The 18,610-nt window shown below is 64.6% G+C and carries 18 protein-coding genes; 14 read left to right on the top strand and 4 right to left on the bottom strand.

Going from position 1 to position 18,610, the window contains the following annotated elements:
- The 10 genes from IH971_07235 to IH971_07280 all read left to right on the top strand — a co-directional run.
- A partial coding sequence (locus IH971_07235) for a hypothetical protein (GenBank protein ID MCH7497627.1) occupies positions 1-212 on the top strand: 212 nt, incomplete at its 5' end.
- A 157-nt stretch (positions 213-369) separates the two neighbouring features.
- On the top strand, positions 370-1,809 hold the full coding sequence (locus IH971_07240; GenBank protein MCH7497628.1) for a Do family serine endopeptidase: 1,440 nt from the start codon (positions 370-372) through the stop codon (positions 1,807-1,809).
- Between the two features lie 160 nt (positions 1,810-1,969).
- The gene (locus IH971_07245; GenBank protein MCH7497629.1) at positions 1,970-5,164 is read left to right on the top strand and encodes an isoleucine--tRNA ligase; all 3,195 of its coding nucleotides are present in this window, start codon (positions 1,970-1,972) and stop codon (positions 5,162-5,164) included.
- Positions 5,165-5,179: 15 nt separating this feature from the next.
- The gene (locus IH971_07250) at positions 5,180-5,572 is read left to right on the top strand and encodes a TraR/DksA C4-type zinc finger protein (GenBank protein ID MCH7497630.1); all 393 of its coding nucleotides are present in this window, start codon (positions 5,180-5,182) and stop codon (positions 5,570-5,572) included.
- Positions 5,573-5,577: 5 nt separating this feature from the next.
- On the top strand, positions 5,578-6,057 hold the full coding sequence (lspA, locus tag IH971_07255; protein ID MCH7497631.1) for a signal peptidase II: 480 nt from the start codon (positions 5,578-5,580) through the stop codon (positions 6,055-6,057).
- Positions 6,044-7,027, top strand: a complete 984-nt coding sequence (locus IH971_07260) for an RluA family pseudouridine synthase (protein MCH7497632.1) — start codon at positions 6,044-6,046, stop codon at positions 7,025-7,027. The genes lspA and IH971_07260 overlap by 14 nt, the downstream gene beginning before the upstream one ends.
- Entirely contained in the window at positions 7,020-7,949 is a 930-nt protein-coding gene (locus IH971_07265) for a tyrosine recombinase XerC (protein MCH7497633.1), read from the top strand. Before IH971_07260 ends, IH971_07265 begins: the two co-directional genes overlap by 8 nt.
- Before the next feature lie 3 nt (positions 7,950-7,952).
- Positions 7,953-9,569: a phosphoenolpyruvate carboxykinase (ATP) gene (gene pckA, locus IH971_07270; GenBank protein MCH7497634.1), complete on the top strand. Its 1,617-nt coding sequence runs from the start codon at positions 7,953-7,955 to the stop codon at positions 9,567-9,569.
- 10 nt (positions 9,570-9,579) lie between these two features.
- Complete coding sequence (gene raiA, locus IH971_07275; protein MCH7497635.1) at positions 9,580-9,888, top strand: ribosome-associated translation inhibitor RaiA; 309 nt, start codon at positions 9,580-9,582, stop codon at positions 9,886-9,888.
- 119 nt (positions 9,889-10,007) lie between these two features.
- Positions 10,008-10,928, top strand: coding sequence for a nucleotidyltransferase family protein (locus IH971_07280; GenBank protein MCH7497636.1), 921 nt, complete (start codon positions 10,008-10,010; stop codon positions 10,926-10,928).
- A 184-nt stretch (positions 10,929-11,112) separates the two neighbouring features.
- Here IH971_07280 and IH971_07285 read toward each other — a convergent pair whose 3' ends face one another.
- Positions 11,113-11,568 (bottom strand): hypothetical protein, encoded by a 456-nt coding sequence (locus IH971_07285; GenBank protein MCH7497637.1) that lies wholly within the window; start codon positions 11,566-11,568, stop codon positions 11,113-11,115.
- A 245-nt stretch (positions 11,569-11,813) separates the two neighbouring features.
- Between IH971_07285 and IH971_07290 the strand changes: the two genes are divergently transcribed.
- The 4 genes from IH971_07290 to IH971_07305 are packed head-to-tail and all read left to right on the top strand — an operon-like array spanning position 11,814 to position 16,317.
- On the top strand, positions 11,814-13,400 hold the full coding sequence (locus IH971_07290) for a tetratricopeptide repeat protein (protein MCH7497638.1): 1,587 nt from the start codon (positions 11,814-11,816) through the stop codon (positions 13,398-13,400).
- Between the two features lie 22 nt (positions 13,401-13,422).
- Positions 13,423-14,349, top strand: a complete 927-nt coding sequence (locus IH971_07295) for a glycosyltransferase family 2 protein (GenBank protein ID MCH7497639.1) — start codon at positions 13,423-13,425, stop codon at positions 14,347-14,349.
- A 7-nt stretch (positions 14,350-14,356) separates the two neighbouring features.
- A complete protein-coding gene (locus IH971_07300) occupies positions 14,357-15,475 on the top strand; it encodes a glycosyltransferase (GenBank protein MCH7497640.1) in 1,119 nt (372 codons plus the stop codon).
- Positions 15,472-16,317, top strand: coding sequence for a glycosyltransferase family 2 protein (locus IH971_07305; GenBank protein MCH7497641.1), 846 nt, complete (start codon positions 15,472-15,474; stop codon positions 16,315-16,317). The genes IH971_07300 and IH971_07305 overlap by 4 nt, the downstream gene beginning before the upstream one ends.
- On the opposite strand, the gene IH971_07310 is transcribed toward IH971_07305, so the two are convergent.
- The 3 genes from IH971_07310 to IH971_07320 form a co-directional block, all read right to left on the bottom strand.
- A complete protein-coding gene (locus IH971_07310; GenBank protein MCH7497642.1) occupies positions 16,314-17,033 on the bottom strand; it encodes a phosphocholine cytidylyltransferase family protein in 720 nt (239 codons plus the stop codon). The two genes, IH971_07305 and IH971_07310, sit on opposite strands and share 4 nt — an antisense overlap.
- Before the next feature lie 2 nt (positions 17,034-17,035).
- A complete protein-coding gene (locus tag IH971_07315; GenBank protein MCH7497643.1) occupies positions 17,036-18,139 on the bottom strand; it encodes a phosphonoacetaldehyde reductase in 1,104 nt (367 codons plus the stop codon).
- 43 nt (positions 18,140-18,182) lie between these two features.
- The coding region (locus IH971_07320; protein MCH7497644.1) for a phosphonopyruvate decarboxylase at positions 18,183-18,610 on the bottom strand (428 nt) is incomplete at its 5' end.

Genomic DNA, 18,610 nt, shown 5'->3' on the forward strand with positions numbered 1-18,610 from the left:
CGGCCGAGATCGAACGCCAGGCCGGCCAGCTGGACCACCTCTTGCGCTACGCCGCGGCCGGACCCAGCCTGACGCCGTTGCGGTTCGAGTACGGCTTCCAGGGTTACAAGCGCGATCTGCTCATGCAAATTCTAGCCCTCAAATCCCATCTGGGGCACCACGGCGGCCAGGCCGTGCCCCCCGCCTCCGCCACGGCCGACACCAGCGGCTGACCCTGCATGACCGCGCCCGCTAACGCCGGAAACTTTTGACCGCCGCCTGCATAGAAGCCTTAAACATGCCCCGTTCAGGTGCTGAACATGGGGCTCATGGGGCGCCCGTCGCGGCCGCCCTGCCCCATGGCCCCGATTTTTGATGAGAGGAACCGACATGAACAAGCGAGCAATCCATTGGCTGGTCACCGCCACACTGCTGGCCCTGCTGGCAGGTGGGCTCACCACCGTCCAGGCGGCCCCCCGCCAGAACGTAAGCGCCAGGGAAGTGAACAACCTCTTTGTGGCCGCCTCGGCCAAGGCCAATCCCGGCGTGGTCACCATCGCCACCACGCGGGTGGTGCGGCGCTCCCGGCGTGCGCCCCGCTTCGATTTTTGGGGCCGCGAGTTTTTCCATGAACGCGAGTCCCGGGGCACCGTGTTGGGCTCCGGCGTTATTTTCGATGCCGATAACGGCTACATCGTCACCAACAACCACGTGGTGGAAGACGCCCGCGACATCATGGTCACCCTTTTCGACAAGCGCCGCGTACCCGCCGAATTGGTGGGCACCGACCCTGCCAGCGACGTTGCCGTCATCCGGGTGAGCGTAGCGAATCTCGATGCGCTGGAGCTGGGCGATTCCGATGAGCTCCGCGTCGGCGAGTGGGTCCTGGCCATTGGCTCCCCCTTCAGCGCTAACCTGCAACACACGGTGACGGCAGGCATCGTCAGTGCCAAAGGGCGTAGCTCGGTACTCTCGTTCAACCGCGACCGCTACGAAGACTTCATCCAGACCGATGCCGCCATCAATCCCGGTAACAGCGGCGGCGCCCTCATTAACCTTGACGGCCAGCTGGTGGGTATCAACACCGCCATCGCCACGGACGGCTATTCCCGGGCCAACGCCGGGGTAGGCTTTGCCATTCCCATCAACCTGGTCAAGCGGGTCGTCGGTGATCTCATCGCCCAGGGACACGTCACCCGCGCCTGGCTGGGCGTAGGCATCGAGCCCATCACCGAGTCGGTGGCCCAGGCCTTGAAGGTGGACCACCGCAACGGCGCCATCGTCAACCAGGTCATCGAAGGTTCCCCCGCTGAGAGGGCCGCCATCAAGGAGGGCGACATCATCCTCAAAGTCGACGACGTGGAGATTCGTGACGCCAGCCATCTGAAGAACGTCATCTCCTCTTCCCGGCCCGGCGACCGGCGCAAGCTCACCCTCATCCGCAAGCGCAAAGAGAAGATCATCACGGTGAAGCTGGATGAGCTGCCCGACCTGAACGTACTCGCCTCGGCTGTTGAAGACGGCGACCGCGACGACATTGACTTTGGCGAGGACACCGGCCTGGCCGTGACCGACCTGGCCAACGCGGCGGCCGAGCGTTTCGATGTCCGGGTCCGGGAAGGGGTGCTGGTCACCAGGGTAAATCCCCACAGCCAGGCCGCCCGGAGCGATATCCGGCCCGGCGATGTGGTGGTCCGCATCGGCGACAAGCATATCAAGAACACCCGCGACTACCACCGGGCCCTGAAAGGCTACCGGCGCGGGGACACCCTGTTGCTCAGGATTGCCCGCGGCAATGTGTTCCTGTTCCGTGGGCTGGAATTGGGCTAAGGCCCCGACTCGGCCTCAGGACTCTTGCCCGCTGCTGAGCCCTGCCCGCTGCCGGGCGGCCAATCTGGCCTGGCAACGCCAGTGAATAACTCCTGTCGCCCGCTCGTGCGACGCCCCCCGCGCGCGTTGACATTTCCTTCTTGAGCAGGTAAGTTTTTCGATGGGCAAGAATTTCCATCCCGTCGATCCCAAGGTCGATTTTGTCCGCCAGGAGCACGAGCTGCTCAAGTGGTGGCAGGATCAAAATATCTTTCAGCAGCTCCGCACCAAAAATGAGGGCCGTCCCCGCTGGTCCTTCCTGGACGGACCCATTACCGCCAACAACCCCATGGGTGTGCACCATGCCTGGGGCCGCACCTACAAGGACATCTTCCTGCGCTATCACGCCATGAAAGGTTTCGAACTCCGCTACCAGAACGGTTTTGACTGCCAGGGCCTGTGGGTGGAAGTGGAAGTGGAGCGTGAGTTGGGCTTCACCTCCAAGCGCGACATCGAAGCCTACGGCATCGAGGCGTTCGTCAACCGCTGCAAGGAGCGCGTCCTGAAATACGCACGGCAACAGACCGAGCAGTCCATACGGCTGGGCTACTGGATGGACTGGGACCACTCCTACTTCACCATGTCCGATGAGAACAACTACACCATCTGGGGCTTTCTCAAGGAAGTCCACGAGCGGGGCTGGCTCCGCAAGGGCAAGGACGCCATGCCTTGGTGCCCCCGCTGCGGCACCGGCATCAGCCAGCACGAGATGACCGAGGGCTACAAGGAGATTGATGATAAATCGGTCTACTTGCTGCTGCCGCTGGTGGATCGCGAGAACGCCTATCTGGTCGTTTGGACCACCACCCCCTGGACCCTTTCCGCCAACGTGGCCGCCGCCGTGTCCGAGGAGTTGGAATACGTGGTCATCGAGGATCACGGCCGCCAGCTCTACCTGCTGCCTGAGGCTATCCCCCGCATCTTCGGCCGCAAGGCCAAACCCGAGGTTCTCGAACACCTGCACGGGACCGACCTGCTGGGCTGGCGCTACCGCGGGCCCTTCGACGAGTTTCCCGCCCAGGCTGGTGTCGAGCACAAAATCATTCCCTGGGACGAGGTGAGCGCCGACGAGGGCTCAGGTATCGTCCACATCGCCCCCGGCTGCGGAAAAGAAGACTTCGATCTGGGCCGCAAACACGGGCTGCCGGTCATCGCGCCACTGGACGAAAACGGCGTTTACATGGCCGGCTTCGACTGGCTCACCGGCCGCCCGGTGGACGAGGTCACCGCCCCCATTGTGGACCACCTGAAGGAGCAGGGGCTGCTGCTGCATCAGGCCAACTATGTTCACCGCTACCCTCACTGCTGGCGCTGCAAGACCAAACTGGTCTTCCGGGTCGTCACCGAATGGTACATCACCATGGACGGGCGGCCCGCTGGCAAGGGGAACGCCGCCGCCGACGGCGGCCTCCGCCACCAGATCATGGACGTGGCCCGCCAGATCGAGTGGATGCCGTCCTACGGCCTGGACCGGGAGCTCGACTGGCTCACCAACATGGACGACTGGATGATCTCCAAAAAGCGCTACTGGGGCCTGGCCCTCCCAATCTATGAATGCGCCGGCTGCGGCACCGTGACGGTGGTCGGCTCCCGGGAGGAGCTCCAGGAGCGGGCCGTTGAAGGCTGGGAGCAGTTCGACGGCCAGTCACCCCACCGCCCGTGGATTGACGCCGTGAAGATCGCCTGTCCCCACTGCGGCGCCACCGTGCCCCGCATTCTGGACGTGGGCACCCCCTGGCTCGACGCCGGCATTGTGCCCTTCTCCACCCTGCACTACCGCGATGACCGGGACTACTGGGAGCGCTGGTTCCCGGCCGATTTCATTACCGAGTCGTTGCCCGGCCAGTTCCGCAACTGGTTTTATAGCCTCCTCGCCATGAGCACCGTGCTGGAAAATCGCCCCCCCTTCAAGCGGGTGCTGGGGCATGCCCTGGTCAAGGACGAGCACGGCAAGGACATGCACAAGTCCGACGGCAACGCCATCTGGTTCGATGAGGCCGCCGAAAAGATGGGCGTGGATGTCATGCGCTGGCTGTATGCCAGCCAGAACCCCGATCAGAACCTGCTGTTTGGCTACCATCATGCCGACGGCATACGCAAGAAATTGCTTACCCTCTGGAATTCCTACAGCTTTTTCGTCACTTACGCCTCACTGGACAAGTTCAACCCCGTGAGGGACACCGTTCCAGTCGAGCACCGCGCCGAAATTGACCGTTGGCTCATTGCCCGGACACACAAACTGATCATCCGTGCAGGTAGTTACTATGACGATTATCGCGTGGATAAGCTTATGCTGCAGGTTGAGGGGTATATTGACGATCTCTCGAATTGGTATATCCGGCGCAACCGCCGCCGTTTCTGGAAGAGTGATAATGATCAGGACAAGATGGCGGCATTTTCCTCCTTGCACGAAGCGCTGGTAACCTTGGTGAAAGTGCTTGCGCCGATCATTCCGTTCGTCACGGAATCTATCTACCGTAATCTGGTTTGCTCAGTTGATTCCGGCGCACCTGAAAGCGTACATATGTGCGCGTTCCCTGAAGCCGACGATTCAATGGTCGATGAAGATCTCATCAGAGACATTGGAGCGGTTGTTCAAATTGTATCTCTTGGCCGCGCCGCAAGGGAAAAGGCCAAGATTCGAGTGCGCCAGCCGTTAAGTCGGCTGGTTGTATTTGGCAGTAAGCACGTGAGATTGGCAGTAACCAAATATGCCGACCAGATTATGGAAGAGCTCAACGTGAAGGAGGTTATTCCCTCTGAACGGTTTAACGCCTTCGCTGATAAAGAAATTAATTTGAACCGGGAGGTACTTGGCCCCAAATACGGTCACTTGCTTCCGCTCATAGACGCGCAGCTACGGGAGCTTATTGATGCAGGCGGTATTCCGGAGGATTGGCGTGGTACACAGCCCCTTCCAAGCTTGCTGGTTGACGGCACGCCTATTGAGCTCCAGCCCGAGGAAGTTCATTTTCAGTACCTGGCCCGGAAACCGTTCGAGATCGCTCATTCCAAAAGCGTGCTTGTGGGCATCAACACCGAGCTCACCACCGAACTCATCGAGGAAGGCACCGTGCGCGACCTCATCCGGCAGGTACAAAACATGCGCAAGGAAGTAGCTCTGCGCGTGGAGCAGCGCATTGTAGTGGGCGTGTCGGGGAATGAACACGTGGAGCGCTCCCTGGCGCGCTTCCAGGACACCTTCTTGGCCGCCGTGTTGGGCACCCGGCTGTATCCCAAACTTGATCAGCCGGAGCACGAAAAAGTTGTAAATTTGGGCGGTGCAGAGGTGAGCATTCACATTGCGCGGGCCTAACCACAAGGACGGATAATGGCAACTCGGAAACAGTGGTCCAAGAGGGACCTGAATTACTTCCGGAAGCGCATCATGGGCAAGCGGCGTCAGCTGCTCACAGACATGGGCGAACTGAAGGAAAATACCCACATCGCCAATGAGTCGGCCAGCACCAGCGACTCCACCTACGCCTACCACATGGCCGACGTAGGTACCGACCAGGCCGAGCGCGAAAAGGCCTATTATTGGCTGGCTCGGGAAAACAACTATTTGCGCTACCTGGACCGCGCCCTGGAATTGATCGACGAGGGCACGTTCGGCATCTGCCAGACCTGCGGCAACCTGATCAGCAGGGAGCGTCTGAACGAGGTGCCCCACACCACCAGCTGCTTCGCCTGCAAAACGAACCCACCGAAGGTCGTCAGCTGACCCCCATGCGGGCTCTGGTCTACGCCCTGCCGGTCGTCGTGCTCGATCAGGCCAGCAAGTATCTGGTGCGCCAGAATCTGGAGCTCCATGCCAGCGTCAACGTGCTGGGCAACTTCTTTCGCCTCACCTACGTGGAAAACAGCGGTATCGTCTTCGGCATCCGGGTGGGCAGCACCCTGCCCCTCTTTACCCTCCTCTCCGTGGTCGCCAGCCTGCTGATCCTCACCTACTTATATTATGAGCGCACCAGCCCTATCTTTACCCGCATCTCGCTGGCTGTCGTGCTGGGCGGGGCCATCGGCAATCTCATCGATCGCCTCATGTACGGCAGCGTCGTGGACTTTCTCGACTTCGGCTTGGGTCCTTACCGCTTTTTCGTATTCAACGTGGCCGACAGCGCCGTCACCGTGGGCATCATCGCTTTCCTGTTGCTCCCCTACCTGCTTGCGGCCCGGCCGGAGAGCGTCGCCAATGAAAGCGCCTGATACCGCTCCCCCCACCAGCCTCACCGCCCACGCGCCCTGGGCCCGCCTCGACCACTTCCTGGCGGCCAACCTGGACGGCCTCAGCCGTACCGTGGTGCAAACCCTCATCAGGGACGGCAAAGTGCGGGTGGACGGCCACACCGTGCTTAAGGCGCGGGAGCCCCTCGCTGGCGGCGAGCGCGTCCTGGTGGCGGCGGCCGCACCCCGCCGGGCCACCCAGCTCACGCCAGAGCCCATGCCCCTGGATATTCTCCACGAGGACAGCCATATCGTCGTGTTGAGCAAGCCTGCCGGCCTGGTGACCCACCCCGGCAGCGGCGTACGCAGCGGCACCTTGGCCAACGGACTGGCCGCCAGGTATAAAACCCTCCCGCACCCCAATGGCGAGCTGCGCCCCGGCATCGTGCACCGGCTGGACAAGGACACCTCCGGTGTCATGGTGGTGGCCAGGACCGAAGCCGCCCACCGGCACCTGGCCAAGCAGTTTGCCCAGCGCGAGGTGCAGAAGCGTTACCTGGCTCTGGTGTGGGGCGCCCCGCCGGAGCGTGGCCGGATCGATGTCGCGCTGTCCCGCGATCCACGGAACCGGCTGGCCTTCCATGTCGATGCTGACCGGGGCCGCGCGGCGGTGACCCACTACACTTCGCTGGAGTACTTTCACGGCATCACCCTGCTGGAAGCCCGCCCCCGAACGGGCCGCACTCACCAGATCAGGGTGCATTTGGCCCACCTCGGTCACCCCATCTTCGGCGATGCGGCCTACGGCGGTCGCCGGCCTGCGGCGGCCATCGCCCCCCAGCTGCGGACGGCCACGGCCCGGCTGGCGCGCTTGCTGCCCCGGCAGGCCCTCCACGCCCACAGCCTCGCCTTTGCCCATCCCGCGTCCGGCAAGAGGGTGCGGTTCACGGCCCCGTTGCCGGCCGATTTTCAATCGGCGCTGGACCTCCTCCGGGCGGAACCCCGTGCCTGAGCAGACCACCGAGCTGCTGCGCACCGCCGCGGACTTTCTGCGTCACCTGGCCCACGGACGCCGGCTCTCAGCGTTGACGGTGAAGGCCTACCGCCGCGACCTGGCCGAGTTTGCCCGCTTCATCGCCGGCTACGACCCGGCCCGCGCCCGCGATCTCGTCCTCATCGACCGGCGGACCATTCGCCATTTCATGGGCTACCTGCTGGAGCGGGGGCTCAGCGCACGCTCAGTGGCCCGCAAACTGGCCACCCTCAAATCGTTCTTCAGGTATCTTGTGCTGGCTGAGGTGCTCCCCGCCAGCCCCACCGCCGATATCGTCACGCCGCGCTACAACCGCTATGTGCCCGAATTTCTCACCGAGGGCCAGGCCCGGGAACTCATGACCCTCCCGCCCGATGACACCCTGCTGGGCCTGCGGGACCGCGCCATCCTGGAAACCTTTTACGCCACCGGCCTGCGGCTGGCGGAACTCACCGGCCTGCAGGTGGGGGCCGTCTCCTTTACGCGCCAGACCATGCGCGTCACGGGCAAGGGCGACCGCGAGCGGGTGGTCCCCTTCGGCGAACCGGCGGGCCGCGCGCTGGGGCGCTATCTGGACCTGCGCCGCCGCAATGGTGAGGATGTCACGGCGGACAGTCCCCTCTTTGAGGGCCGCGGCCACCGGGGCCTGTCTCCCCGGGCCGTGCAGCGCCGGGTGACACACTACATGCGGCAGGTGGCCAACGCCCGGCACCTCAGTCCCCACCTCCTGCGGCACACCGTGGCTACCCATCTGCTGGACCGGGGCGCTGATCTCATGGCGGTGAAGGATCTGTTGGGCCACGCGTCCCTCTCGTCCACACAGATCTACACCCACGTAAAAGCCGAACAGATGAAAAAGGTTTACCGGCAGGCACACCCCCACGCCGGAGGGCAGCGCTAGGCCGTGCCCTTCGGACTGGAAGAACTCGGCATCACCTCGCCCGGCCAGGTGCGGCGCAACCTGCCCGTCCACCGGCTGGTGGAGGACATCCTCCGGATGGATGGCGGCCGCATGGGACCCGCTGGCGCCACGATGATCAGCACCGGCAAGTACACCGGCCGCTCGCCCGATGACCGCTACATTGTGGATGAGCCGTCCTCCCGGGAGCAAATCTGGTGGGGGCCCGTCAACCACAAAGTGAGCGGGGAGGTCTTCGAGGTCCTTTACCGGCGCGTGATCGATTATTATAACCGCGACGCCGACGGCCGTGGCGTCTACCTGTTCGACGGCCAGCTGGGTGCCGACCCCCGCTACAGCCTCAATGTCCGCATTCTCGCCCGTAAGGCCTGGCAGGCCCATTTCGCCGACAACATGTTCATCCGGCTCACCCCAAAACAACTTCAGTCCCACCGGCCCGAGTTCACCATCCTGAACGCCTCCGACGTCGTGGATGACCAGTGGCAGGCCCACGGCCTGAACTCCGAGATCTTCATCATCTTCCACCTGGGCCGCCGCATCGCCATCATCGGCGGCACCGAGTATGGCGGCGAGATGAAAAAGGGCCTGTTCGCGGTGATGAACTACCTGCTGCCCCAAAAGGGGGTGCTGACCATGCACTGCTCCGCCAACGTGGACCGTAACGGCGAGCACCCCGCGCTGTTTTTCGGCCTCTCGGGGACCGGCAAGACCACGCTCTCCACCGACCCCGACCGTCCCCTCATCGGCGATGACGAGCACGGCTGGTCAGACCACGGCATCTTTAATTTCGAGGGCGGTTGCTACGCCAAGGTTATCAATCTCGATCCCCTGGCCGAGCCCGATATCTACGCTGCCATCCGCTTTGGCGCGCTGCTGGAGAACGTGGTCTTCGACCAGGAAACCGGCGCCGTGGACTACAGCGATGCCTCCAAGACGGAGAACACCCGAGTCTCCTACCCCCTGGATCACGTCGGCAATTCACAGTCCGCCAACGGCCAAGCCAGCATCGCCGGCCACCCCGACACCATCATTTTCCTCAGCGCCGATGCCTACGGTGTGCTGCCGCCCGTGTCGCGCCTTAGCACCGAGCAGGCTATGTACCACTTCATCAGCGGCTATACTGCCAAGGTGGCTGGTACCGAACGCGGCGTCACCGAACCCCAGGCCACCTTCTCCCCCTGCTTTGGGGGCCCCTTCCTGCCGCTGCCGCCCCTCACCTACGCCCAGCTCCTCCGGGATAAACTCGAGGCGTCGGGGGCCAAGGTCTATCTGGTGAACACGGGCTGGACGGGGGGCACCGCTGACAGCGGCGCAAAGCGGATACCCATTCAGGCCACCCGGGCCATGATCACCAGTATTCTCACCGGGGCCATCGAACGGGCGCAGAGCGAAGTGGACCCGGTCTTTGGGACCCAGGTGCCGACCCAACTATCCGGCGTAGACGCCGCCCTGCTGCGGCCCAAAACAACCTGGCCCGACGGGGCGGCCTACGATCAGACGGCCCGCAAGCTGGTGCGTGCGTTCGATGCCAATTTTCGTAACTACGCTCAGGACCATTCCGATTTGATCAGTGCCGGACCAAACCTGGATTACGGCGCCTGAAGGAGTGATCATGCAGCGAGGAGTGAAAGATATCCGTATTGAAGTAACGGCCCGCCATTTCAAGGCGCCCAAGCAACTGCGCGATTTTGTGGAGAGGGAAGTGCGTGAGCTCCGCCGCTATTTTGACGGCCTCCTCGATTGCCACATCGTCCTGTCTAAAGACAACGGCCTGGAGGTGGCCGAAATTATTGCCCATTCCAAGGGCCACCAGTTCACCGTCACCGAGGCCAGTCAAAAAATGGACCGCGCGGTGGTGCTGGCCGTGGACAACCTCAAGTCCCAGATGCGTCGCTACAAAGACCGCCTCGTTGAGAAGTAAGCTCCAGTCCGGCCGGCCTGTCCCGCCAACGGCGGGGAACTTGTCCCGATCCATCGGCAGGCGCTGGCCCCTCTCCGGTTGCCGGTCCCTCACCGGTTCCCCGCTCTAGCGCGCCGCACATGCGAGCCCTCATCCCCCTGGCCGGACGTGGCACCCGCCTGCTGCCCCATTCGGCGGGCCGGCAGAAAGCCCTGCTACCGGTGGGCGGCCGTCCCGTGCTCGATCATATCCTCGAGCCCCTCGTGGCCGCCGGCGTCAGCGAGATCATCCTTGTGGTCGGTTTTTTGGGTGATCAGGTCCGGGAGCACATGGCCGGCTACGACCGGGCCAAGGTCACCTTCGTCGAGCAGACCTCACAGGAAGGGCTGGGCCACGCGGTCTATCTCGGCCTCACCGGCGGCCTGCCAACAGGCGCCGGACGGGGCGAGCCCATCGTCATCGTCCTGGCCGACACACTCTTCGAGCTGGACTACGCCGCGTTCCTCAACACGGCGAGCAATGTCATTGGCGTGGTAGAAGTGGATAACCCCCAGGCCTTTGGCGTAGTGCAGACTGAAGGGAGCCGCGTCATCGGCATGGTGGAGAAGCCAAAACAGCCCCGCACCAACCTGGCCATCGCCGGAATCTACCGCCTTGACGACACCGACAGCCTGCAGCAGGCGCTTGCTGCTCTCATCAAGGACGAGGTCAAAACCCGGGGGGAGTTCCAGCTCACCGACGCCCTCAACAACATGCTGGCCCGGGGCGAGCCCTTCCAGGTCCAGCGGGTGGAGCGCTGGCTGGATTGCGGCACCCCCGAAACCTTGCTGGCTACCAACGCCTATTTATTGGAGTCGCTGGGGGGCGCCTTCGTGTACCCCGATGCGGTGGTCGCCGGGACCACCCTGCGTGCCAGCTCCGTCATGGCCGGCTGCCTGATTTTGAATTCGACCCTGGACAACTGCATCGTCCTGCCCGGCGCACGGCTGGAGCGCTGCTCCATTCGCGGTGAGGTCATCGCGGCGGGTGCCCGACTGTCGGGCTACACCACCGGCGGCTAGCCGCGCAGACGAATTTTGCGATCGTCCCGGCCCGCAAATGACCGGCCAGTTACGGCCGCCAGGTGGTGCCTGGCCTGTAGCCGATGGTCAGCAGAAGCCCCGTAATCAGGTGCAGGTTGATGGTGCCCGCGTCGGCCGGTTTCAGCCCCGAATCGTTGTAGTGGCTGAACAGCGTGCCCGTGGCCTAGTGCGCCATGTAGCCCCCCGGCAGCACAGGCACGATGGTGGTGGTGAGAAATGGCGCCCGCGTAATGACCATCCACTTGAGCATGCGGGTCATGAAGCTGATATCGGGCTCCACGTTGGCAATATCCACATCTTCAAGCGGTAGGGTGACGCCGCAGAAACCGACCTGCACACCGTCCTTCATCGTCGGGGTGATCTTGATATGGGCAGCGCATTTCTCATTGACCGTGGTAAGGGAGACCGTATCACCTTCCCATTCTCCCTCAATGCTGGCCGTCGTCAGCCGGCCGCCCAGGGGCCCCGGCACCACCAGCCCGGGACTGGACAGACTCACCCGTTCCTTGCCGATGAGCTGCTCAGCTGTGTAGCCGAACAGGGCCTCCGACCCCTCGCTGATGGTCTCAATCCCGCCGTCCAGGTGGCAAGTGATAACGCTCTTAATTGTGTCGCTCATGAACCCGTCACTCCTACGGTTGGTTCGAGGTCGTATTTAAGGTGTCCCTCGGGACAGCTGGACACTCTCGTGCCGCGGTGTCGTCGGCCCATGTTGCGGGAACGCTTGCGTTGCGACCGGCATTGAACGGTTGCGCCCCGCTGCTGGCATTCCGCTGTGCAGGGAACGGGGGCCGGTCCCACGCCGCACCTGAACCGAGGATTGTATTGTTTCTCGACGGGGTTGCTTCTAAATTGATTCACACTATGGCACGCCTTCCCACGCGCCGCGCCGGATTGTGGCTCTCTGCCTTGCTGCTGCTGGCGGTCGTCTCCGGCCAGGAGGCGCAGCCGGACCGGCAGGAATACGATAGCCGGGCCCTGTCCCACTATCTGGACGGCGATTTCGCCATGCTGCAGGGCGACAACGCGGCCGCCGCTGCCGCCTTCCGGCGGGCCTTGCGCTACGACCATACCTCCGCAACCATCTACCTCGCGCTGGCCGAGGTGCTCATGCGCCAGAACCTCCTGGCGGAGGCCCAGGCGGCTGCCGAGAACGCCCGCCGGGTCCAGCCCGATGACCCCCACGTCTACGATTTCCTCGCCCGTAACGCCGCCGCCCGGGACCAGACCGCCGAGGCCCTGGCTCATCTGGACCGCTGGGAGCAATTGGACCCCGGAGCTCTGGAGCCCCTCTTCCGCAAGGCCAGCCTCCATCTGCGGCAGAAGGACTTCAGCGGCGCGGTGGACACCTATCTCCGCATCTATGACCGCAATCCAGGGCAGGAGCAGGTGCTGCCCCGGGCCGGGGAGCTCGCCCTTTCCGTGGGGGATGACGAGCGCGCCTACCAGGCCTACCGGCGGTTGTACCGCCTCCGAAAGGACGATCACCGCATCACCCGTGCCTACGCCGAGCTTTGTGTTCGCACCCGGAGGGTCGATGAGGCCCTTGAGGCCTACGAATTTCTGGAACGGTCGGGCGGCTCCACGCTGGCCACTACACTGCAGCTGGGCTGGCTGAACGTACAGCAGGGCAACCTGTCTCGCGCCCAGGCGGTGCTCGATTCGCTCATCGAGCAGGGACAGCGGCAGTGGGATGTCCTCAATTTGGCCGGCCACGTCGCTGAGCGCCAGGGCGCTTTTCAGCGCCTCGCAACCGTTGCCTCGATCATGACCGCCGTTTATCCCGATAGCGCCGCAGGCTATCTTCGGCTGGCCAGCGCTCACAGCGCCCAGCGCAACATGGAGCAGGCCATCGAGGTTCTCACGGAGGCCCGCACGCGCTTCCCCGGCAACGCCAACATCAGCTACCGCCTGGGCAGCATGTATGTGGGCGTTGAGCGCTATGGCGAGGCGGAAAAGCAACTGCTGGCCGCCCTGGAGCTGCAGCCAGGAGCCCACCACATTCAGCATCTGCTGGCCACCGCGTGGTCCGGTCTGGGTCGTTACAGTTCGTCCGATTCCCTGTACGAAATCGTCATCCAGGCGGAGGACGACGACGCCGTGGCCATGAATAACTATGCTTACAGCCTGGCCGACCGCGCCCCGGTTTCCCGCAGGCAACTGGCCGCCGCCCGTAAACTGTCACGGGCGTCGCTGAAGCTGCAGCCGGATAACTCGGCCTTCCTGGATACCTACGGCTGGATCAGGTATCATCAGAAGAGGTATCGCACCGCCCGCAAGTACATTACCCGCAGCCTGGAGATCAACCCCGAAAACCCCGTCGTGCTGGAGCACTTGGCTGAGGTTTACACCCGGCTCGGCAAGCCTGCCGAAGCCGAGACCTATCTCGTCCGCGCCGAGCAGATTCGCCAGCGGCGGACTCCTTCCTTGGTGCGCGCACCCGCGGAGTGAGGCAACCGCCGTTTCTCGGGCGATGAACATCTCCGCCGTGGTGCCGGTCTACGATGAAGTCGGCTCCCTGCGCCAACTGCACCAGGAAATCGCCGCCGCCCTGCCCGCCGAGGGCCGGCACGAGATCCTCTACATCGACGACGGCAGCACGGACGGATCGGGTGCCGTGCTACGGGAACTCGCCGACGAGGACTCACGCACCCGGGTCATCACGTTCTTCCGCAACAACGGCAAAGCGGCGGCCCTTGCAGCGGGCTTTCAGGCCGCCTCCGGTGACGTGGTGGTCACCCTCGATTCAGACCTTCAGGACGACCCGGCGGAAATCCCGGCCATGGTGGCGCTGCTGGACGAGGGCTGGGATCTGGTGGCCGGCTGGAAAAAGGTCCGCCACGACCCACTGGGCAAACGATTGCCGTCCCGGCTCTTTAACTTCACCGTCCGGCTGGTCACCGGCGTCCCCATCCACGACTCCAACTGCGGCCTGAAAGTCTACCGCGCCGAGGTCGTCAAAACCATCCAGATCTATGGCGGTCTGCACCGCTACATTCCCGCCCTGGCCAAGTACAAGGGCTTCCGCGTCACCGAAAAGATTGTCCGGCATCGGCCCCGCCTGCACGGCAAAACCAAGTACGGTCTGGCCCGCTACTTCCACGGCCTCCTGGACCTGTTTACGGTCCTCTTCCTGGGGCGCTATTTCCAGCGCCCGCTGCATTTCTTCGGCCTGGGGGGGATGCTCCTCATGGCTGCCGGCCTGGGCATCTCCCTCTATCTCACCGTCAACTGGTTGGGTGGCATCCCCATCGGCAACCGACCCCTCCTCTTCCTGGGGATACTCGCCATCATCGTGGGCATCCAACTCTTCTCCCTGGGGCTCCTGGCGGAGTTCTTCGTTCAGCGGCGGACGCAGGATCAGCGGCTGATCAGGGAGGAGTATCCCCCGCGGCCCTAGCCCCGCCATGCGAATCGCCCTGGTATCGCCCTTGCCTCCCTATCGCGGAGGCATTGCCGCATTTAGCCACCTGCTGGGCACCCACCTGCTGGCCCGCCACGAGCTGTACGCGGTAAACTTCCGCCGCCTCTATCCGCCCTTCTTTTTTCCCGGCCAAAGCCAGACCCTTACCACGGCCACGGTGCCCCTGCCGGCTCCCGCCGATACCCTGCTGGACTCGCTCCTGCCCGCCAGCTGGGACCGCGCCGCCCGTCGCATCCGGGACTTCCGGCCGGACGTCTCCATCTTCGCCTACTGGATGCCCTACTTCATCCCCGCCTACTGGCGGATGCTGGCTCTGCTGCGGCCCCACGGTCGCGCGGTGATCCTGTGCCACAACGTGGAGGAGCACGAGAGTCAGCCCGGGTTGCGCTGGCTGAAGCGGCGCTTCTTCGGGGCCGCCGACGGCCTGGTGGTCCTCTCCGACGACGGCCGCCGCCAGCTACAGCGCCTGGCCGTCTCCACGCCCGCCGCCACGCTCTTTCACCCCACCTATCCCGGCTACGGTGACGGGCCGCCGCAGGCCGAGGCCAAGGCCAGGCTCGGCCTGGATTCCGGCACGCCCATGATCCTTTTCTTCGGTCTGGTGCGTCCCTACAAGGGGCTGGCGCACCTGCTGGAAGCGGCCCGCCTGTTGCAGCAACGGGGGGTGCGCTTTCACCTGCGGGTGGCGGGGGAGTTCTACCAGGGCTATCAGGAAGCCGCCCGTGCCGTTGCCCGTCACGGTTTGACCCACAGCGTCGTACTGGAAAATCGTTTTATCCCCGATAGGGAGGTCGCCACCTATTTCTCCGCCGCCGATGTGGTGGTGTTGCCCTATCTTTCCGCCACCCAGAGCGGTGTCGTCCAGCTGGCCTACCAGTTCCAGCGCCCGGTGGTGGTCACCGCCGTGGGCGGGCTGGCCGAGGTGGTCCAGCCCGGCCGGACCGGCTTCGTCGTCCCACCCGCCGATGGCGCTGCCCTGGCCGACGTTCTGGCCAAAAACCTGCCCGCCGGCTTCGCCAAACTGCGCGGCGCCGTGGCTTCGGCGCGGGAGGCCTTCACCTGGGAGCGTTTCATCGCCCGGCTGGAGCATTTCCTGGCATGAGCCCGCCGCTCGTCACGATCATCGTCCTGAACTGGAACCGGCGGGACCTGACCCTCCAATGCCTGCGCTCTCTCGACAGATTGCAGTACGAGAATGTCACCCTCCTGGTGGTGGACAACGGCTCCCGGGACGGATCGCTGGAGGCCGTCGAAGCCGCCTATCCCCGGGTCCAGCGGCTGGCGCTGCCGGAAAATAGTGGCTTTGCCCGGGGCAACAACGCCGGGCTGGAGCTGGCGCTGAAAGCCGGTCCCGACTGGATCATGTTCCTGAACAATGACACCGAAGTGGCGCCGGACCTGGTGTCGGCCCTGGTGGCCGGCGCGGCGGCGTTTCCCCAGGGAGGAATCTTCGGCCCAAAAATATACTATGGCGGGCAGCAGCGCCGCATCTGGTACGCCGGCGGCGAGGTGGCTATGCCCCTGGGCCGCATCCGCCACCGCGGCATCCGCACCCGCGACCACGGCCAGTACGACTTGCCGGGCCCCACCGACTATGTCACCGGCGCCTGCCTGCTCATCCGGGCGCAGCTGGCCCGTACCCTGGGCGGCTTCGACACCGCCTACCCCATGTACATGGAAGATGTGGACCTCTGCACCCGGGCACGACGTTTGGGCGCGGGTATCATCTACCTGCCCGCGGGCACCCTGTGGCACCACGTCTCCAGCAGCATCGGCGGTGAGGCCTCGCTGCGCAAGGCGGCCCTCAAACTGCGTAGCAGCCTGCTCTACTACCGCCGCTACGCCCGCCCGTGGCACTGGCCCACGATCCTGCTTTACCAGCTGCTCTATTATCTGCTGCTGGGTCCGTTGCGCTACCTGCGAAGCCGGTTGCCACCGGCCTAGCCGCCAGCGTCAGGCGCCGCCGGAAACAGCCTGCGGGCCGCTTCCAGATCGGCCGGCGTGTCGATCTCGGCCCAGGGCCAGCCGGTGAAGGACTCAATCCCCACGGCCCGGCCCTGGCGCGCCAGTTCGGTGAAGGCCAGCGTATCGTACGCCTGCCGCTGGCCCTGCGCCAGCAGCGTCTCGATCTGCGCCATGAGCGCGTCCCAATACGGCCGGGAGAATTTTGCCATCCCGGTCCACTCCCCAAACGTCTCGGCCGCCGGAAGCTCCTTGCTGGCTGCCACCAGGCGCCCGTTGCGCACCGCCACCTTCATGTCCTCGGCGTCGCACACCTTCTCCTCCACCAGCAGGGCGTCGGGCAGGCTGCTCTCCGCCAGTTGCCGCAGGAGCCGATCATCGAAAATGAGGTCGCTGTGCAGGTAGAGGCACGTCTCCCTGACGAAACTGCTGGCGTGCCACAGGCTGGCCATGTTGTTGGTGTGCTCGTAGTCCGGGTTCTCGAAGTATGTGACGGGCAGTCCCTCCAGGTGCTCCACCATCTGCTCCTTGAGGTAGCCCACCACCACGGCAATAGCCTGCACCCCGACTCCCAGCAGTTGTTCCACGCTGCGCCTGATGAGCGAACGGCCTTGCAGCTCCAGCAGCGCCTTGGGCCGGTCATCGGTCAGCGGCCTCAGCCGGCGGCCCGTCCCCGCCGCCACAATGATCGCCTGCACGGCTAGAAAAGCTCCTCCAGGATGCCCCGCACCTGCTCCCGGGTGAGGTCCACGACGTTGTTGTCCATGCGGCCCGTAAAGCACTGCTCCGTCAGGCCGTCCAGCTGGTTCCGGCGCACGCCCCAGTCCCGCAGGTGGTAGGCCAGCACGCCCTCAGGCAACTCCCCGATGCGCTCCCGCAGTTCTTCCATCCCGGACAGGTTCAGCGTCTCATAGAGCCGCTCCAGTGCGGGAGCGATGGTAGGGCCGTTGATGGCCAGCAGGGGCAGCAGGGCCAGCGATGAGGCGATGCCGTGGGGCACGCCAAAGCGCATGGTGAGGGGGTAGCTGATGGCGTGGGCCGCGGCCGTGAGGGTGTTGGAGAAGGCCAGTCCCGCCGTGGTGGCCGCCGCCAGCAGGTGGCGCCGCACATCAAGGTCGCCCGGCCGCTCCTTCAGCGCAGGGGCGTAGCTGAGAATCGCGGTGATGGCCTTGATGGCGTGGTCCGTGGACTCGGGCAGGGCATGTCTGTTCCAGATGGACTCAAAACTGTGGCTCAGCGCGTCCAGCGTCGTCGTCATGGACACGTCCAGCGGCAGGTTTAGCGTCAGCCGGGGGTCCAGAATGGCGGCGTCGGGATAGAGGTCGGGGTGGCTGAGGGAGTATTTGCGCTGCGTCTCAAAATCCCATACCGTGCCCCACATGGTCACCTCGCTGGCTGTGCCGTGGGTGGTGGGAATGAACACCGCCGGCAACCGGTGGGGATAGGGGGCCTCCAGCTCCAGCAGCTCGGCCACCTGCCCGTTGCCGGTCCCCAGGGCGGCCAGCATGCACTTCGCCGTGTCCATCACCGAGCCTCCGCCCAGCGCCACCACGCCGTCAAAGTTCCCCTCCAGGGCGAAGACCGCCGCCTGCTGGCAGCTCACCAGGGTCGGGTTAGGCGCCACCTGGTCATAGATTTGCCCGGCGGGGAAGTGTGCGTCCACGTGCCACCGCAGGCGTCCGCCCGGCGAGGTCACCACCAGGGGCGTGCGCACGGCCAGGCGCTCCAACTGTTCCCGGCAGCTCCCCAGCCAGTCGTCGCTGGCAAGCACCTCAACGGGGTTGTGATAGGTTCGCGCTGCCACCGTCGTTCAGGTTCGCCCGCGCCCGGCTTTCAGCGGGGCGCGATCACGAGGCAATCAAGGCCTGCAACTCGTCGCGCAACGCCTCCGGGGATTCCGTCGGGCGGGCGAGGCCGGGTTGCGTGCCCGGCTGCACGCGCACGTGGCACAGCAGCGGTCCGGGCTCGGTCCGGGCCGTACTCAGGAAGCCCGCGAATTCCGCCAGCGAGGCCACTGACGTGGCTTTCCTGTAGCCCGAGTTTATCGCCAGCCCGGCAAAGTCCACGGCCCGGGCAGCGGTGGGCTGGCCGCCGGTAGACTCGTACTGCCCGTTGTCAAAGACGATGTGCACCAGGTTGCCCGGTTGGTAGAGCCCGATGGTGGCCAAAGTGCCCAGCTTCATCAGCAGGGCGCCGTCGCCGTCCAGCACCACCACCTGGCGGTTGGGCTGCTCCAAAGCCAGCGCCAGCCCCACCGAACCGATACAGCCCATCG

It is taken from the genome of Candidatus Neomarinimicrobiota bacterium (genome assembly GCA_022560655.1).
GTDB lineage: Bacteria > Fidelibacterota > Marinisomatia > SCGC-AAA003-L08 > TS1B11 > JADFSS01.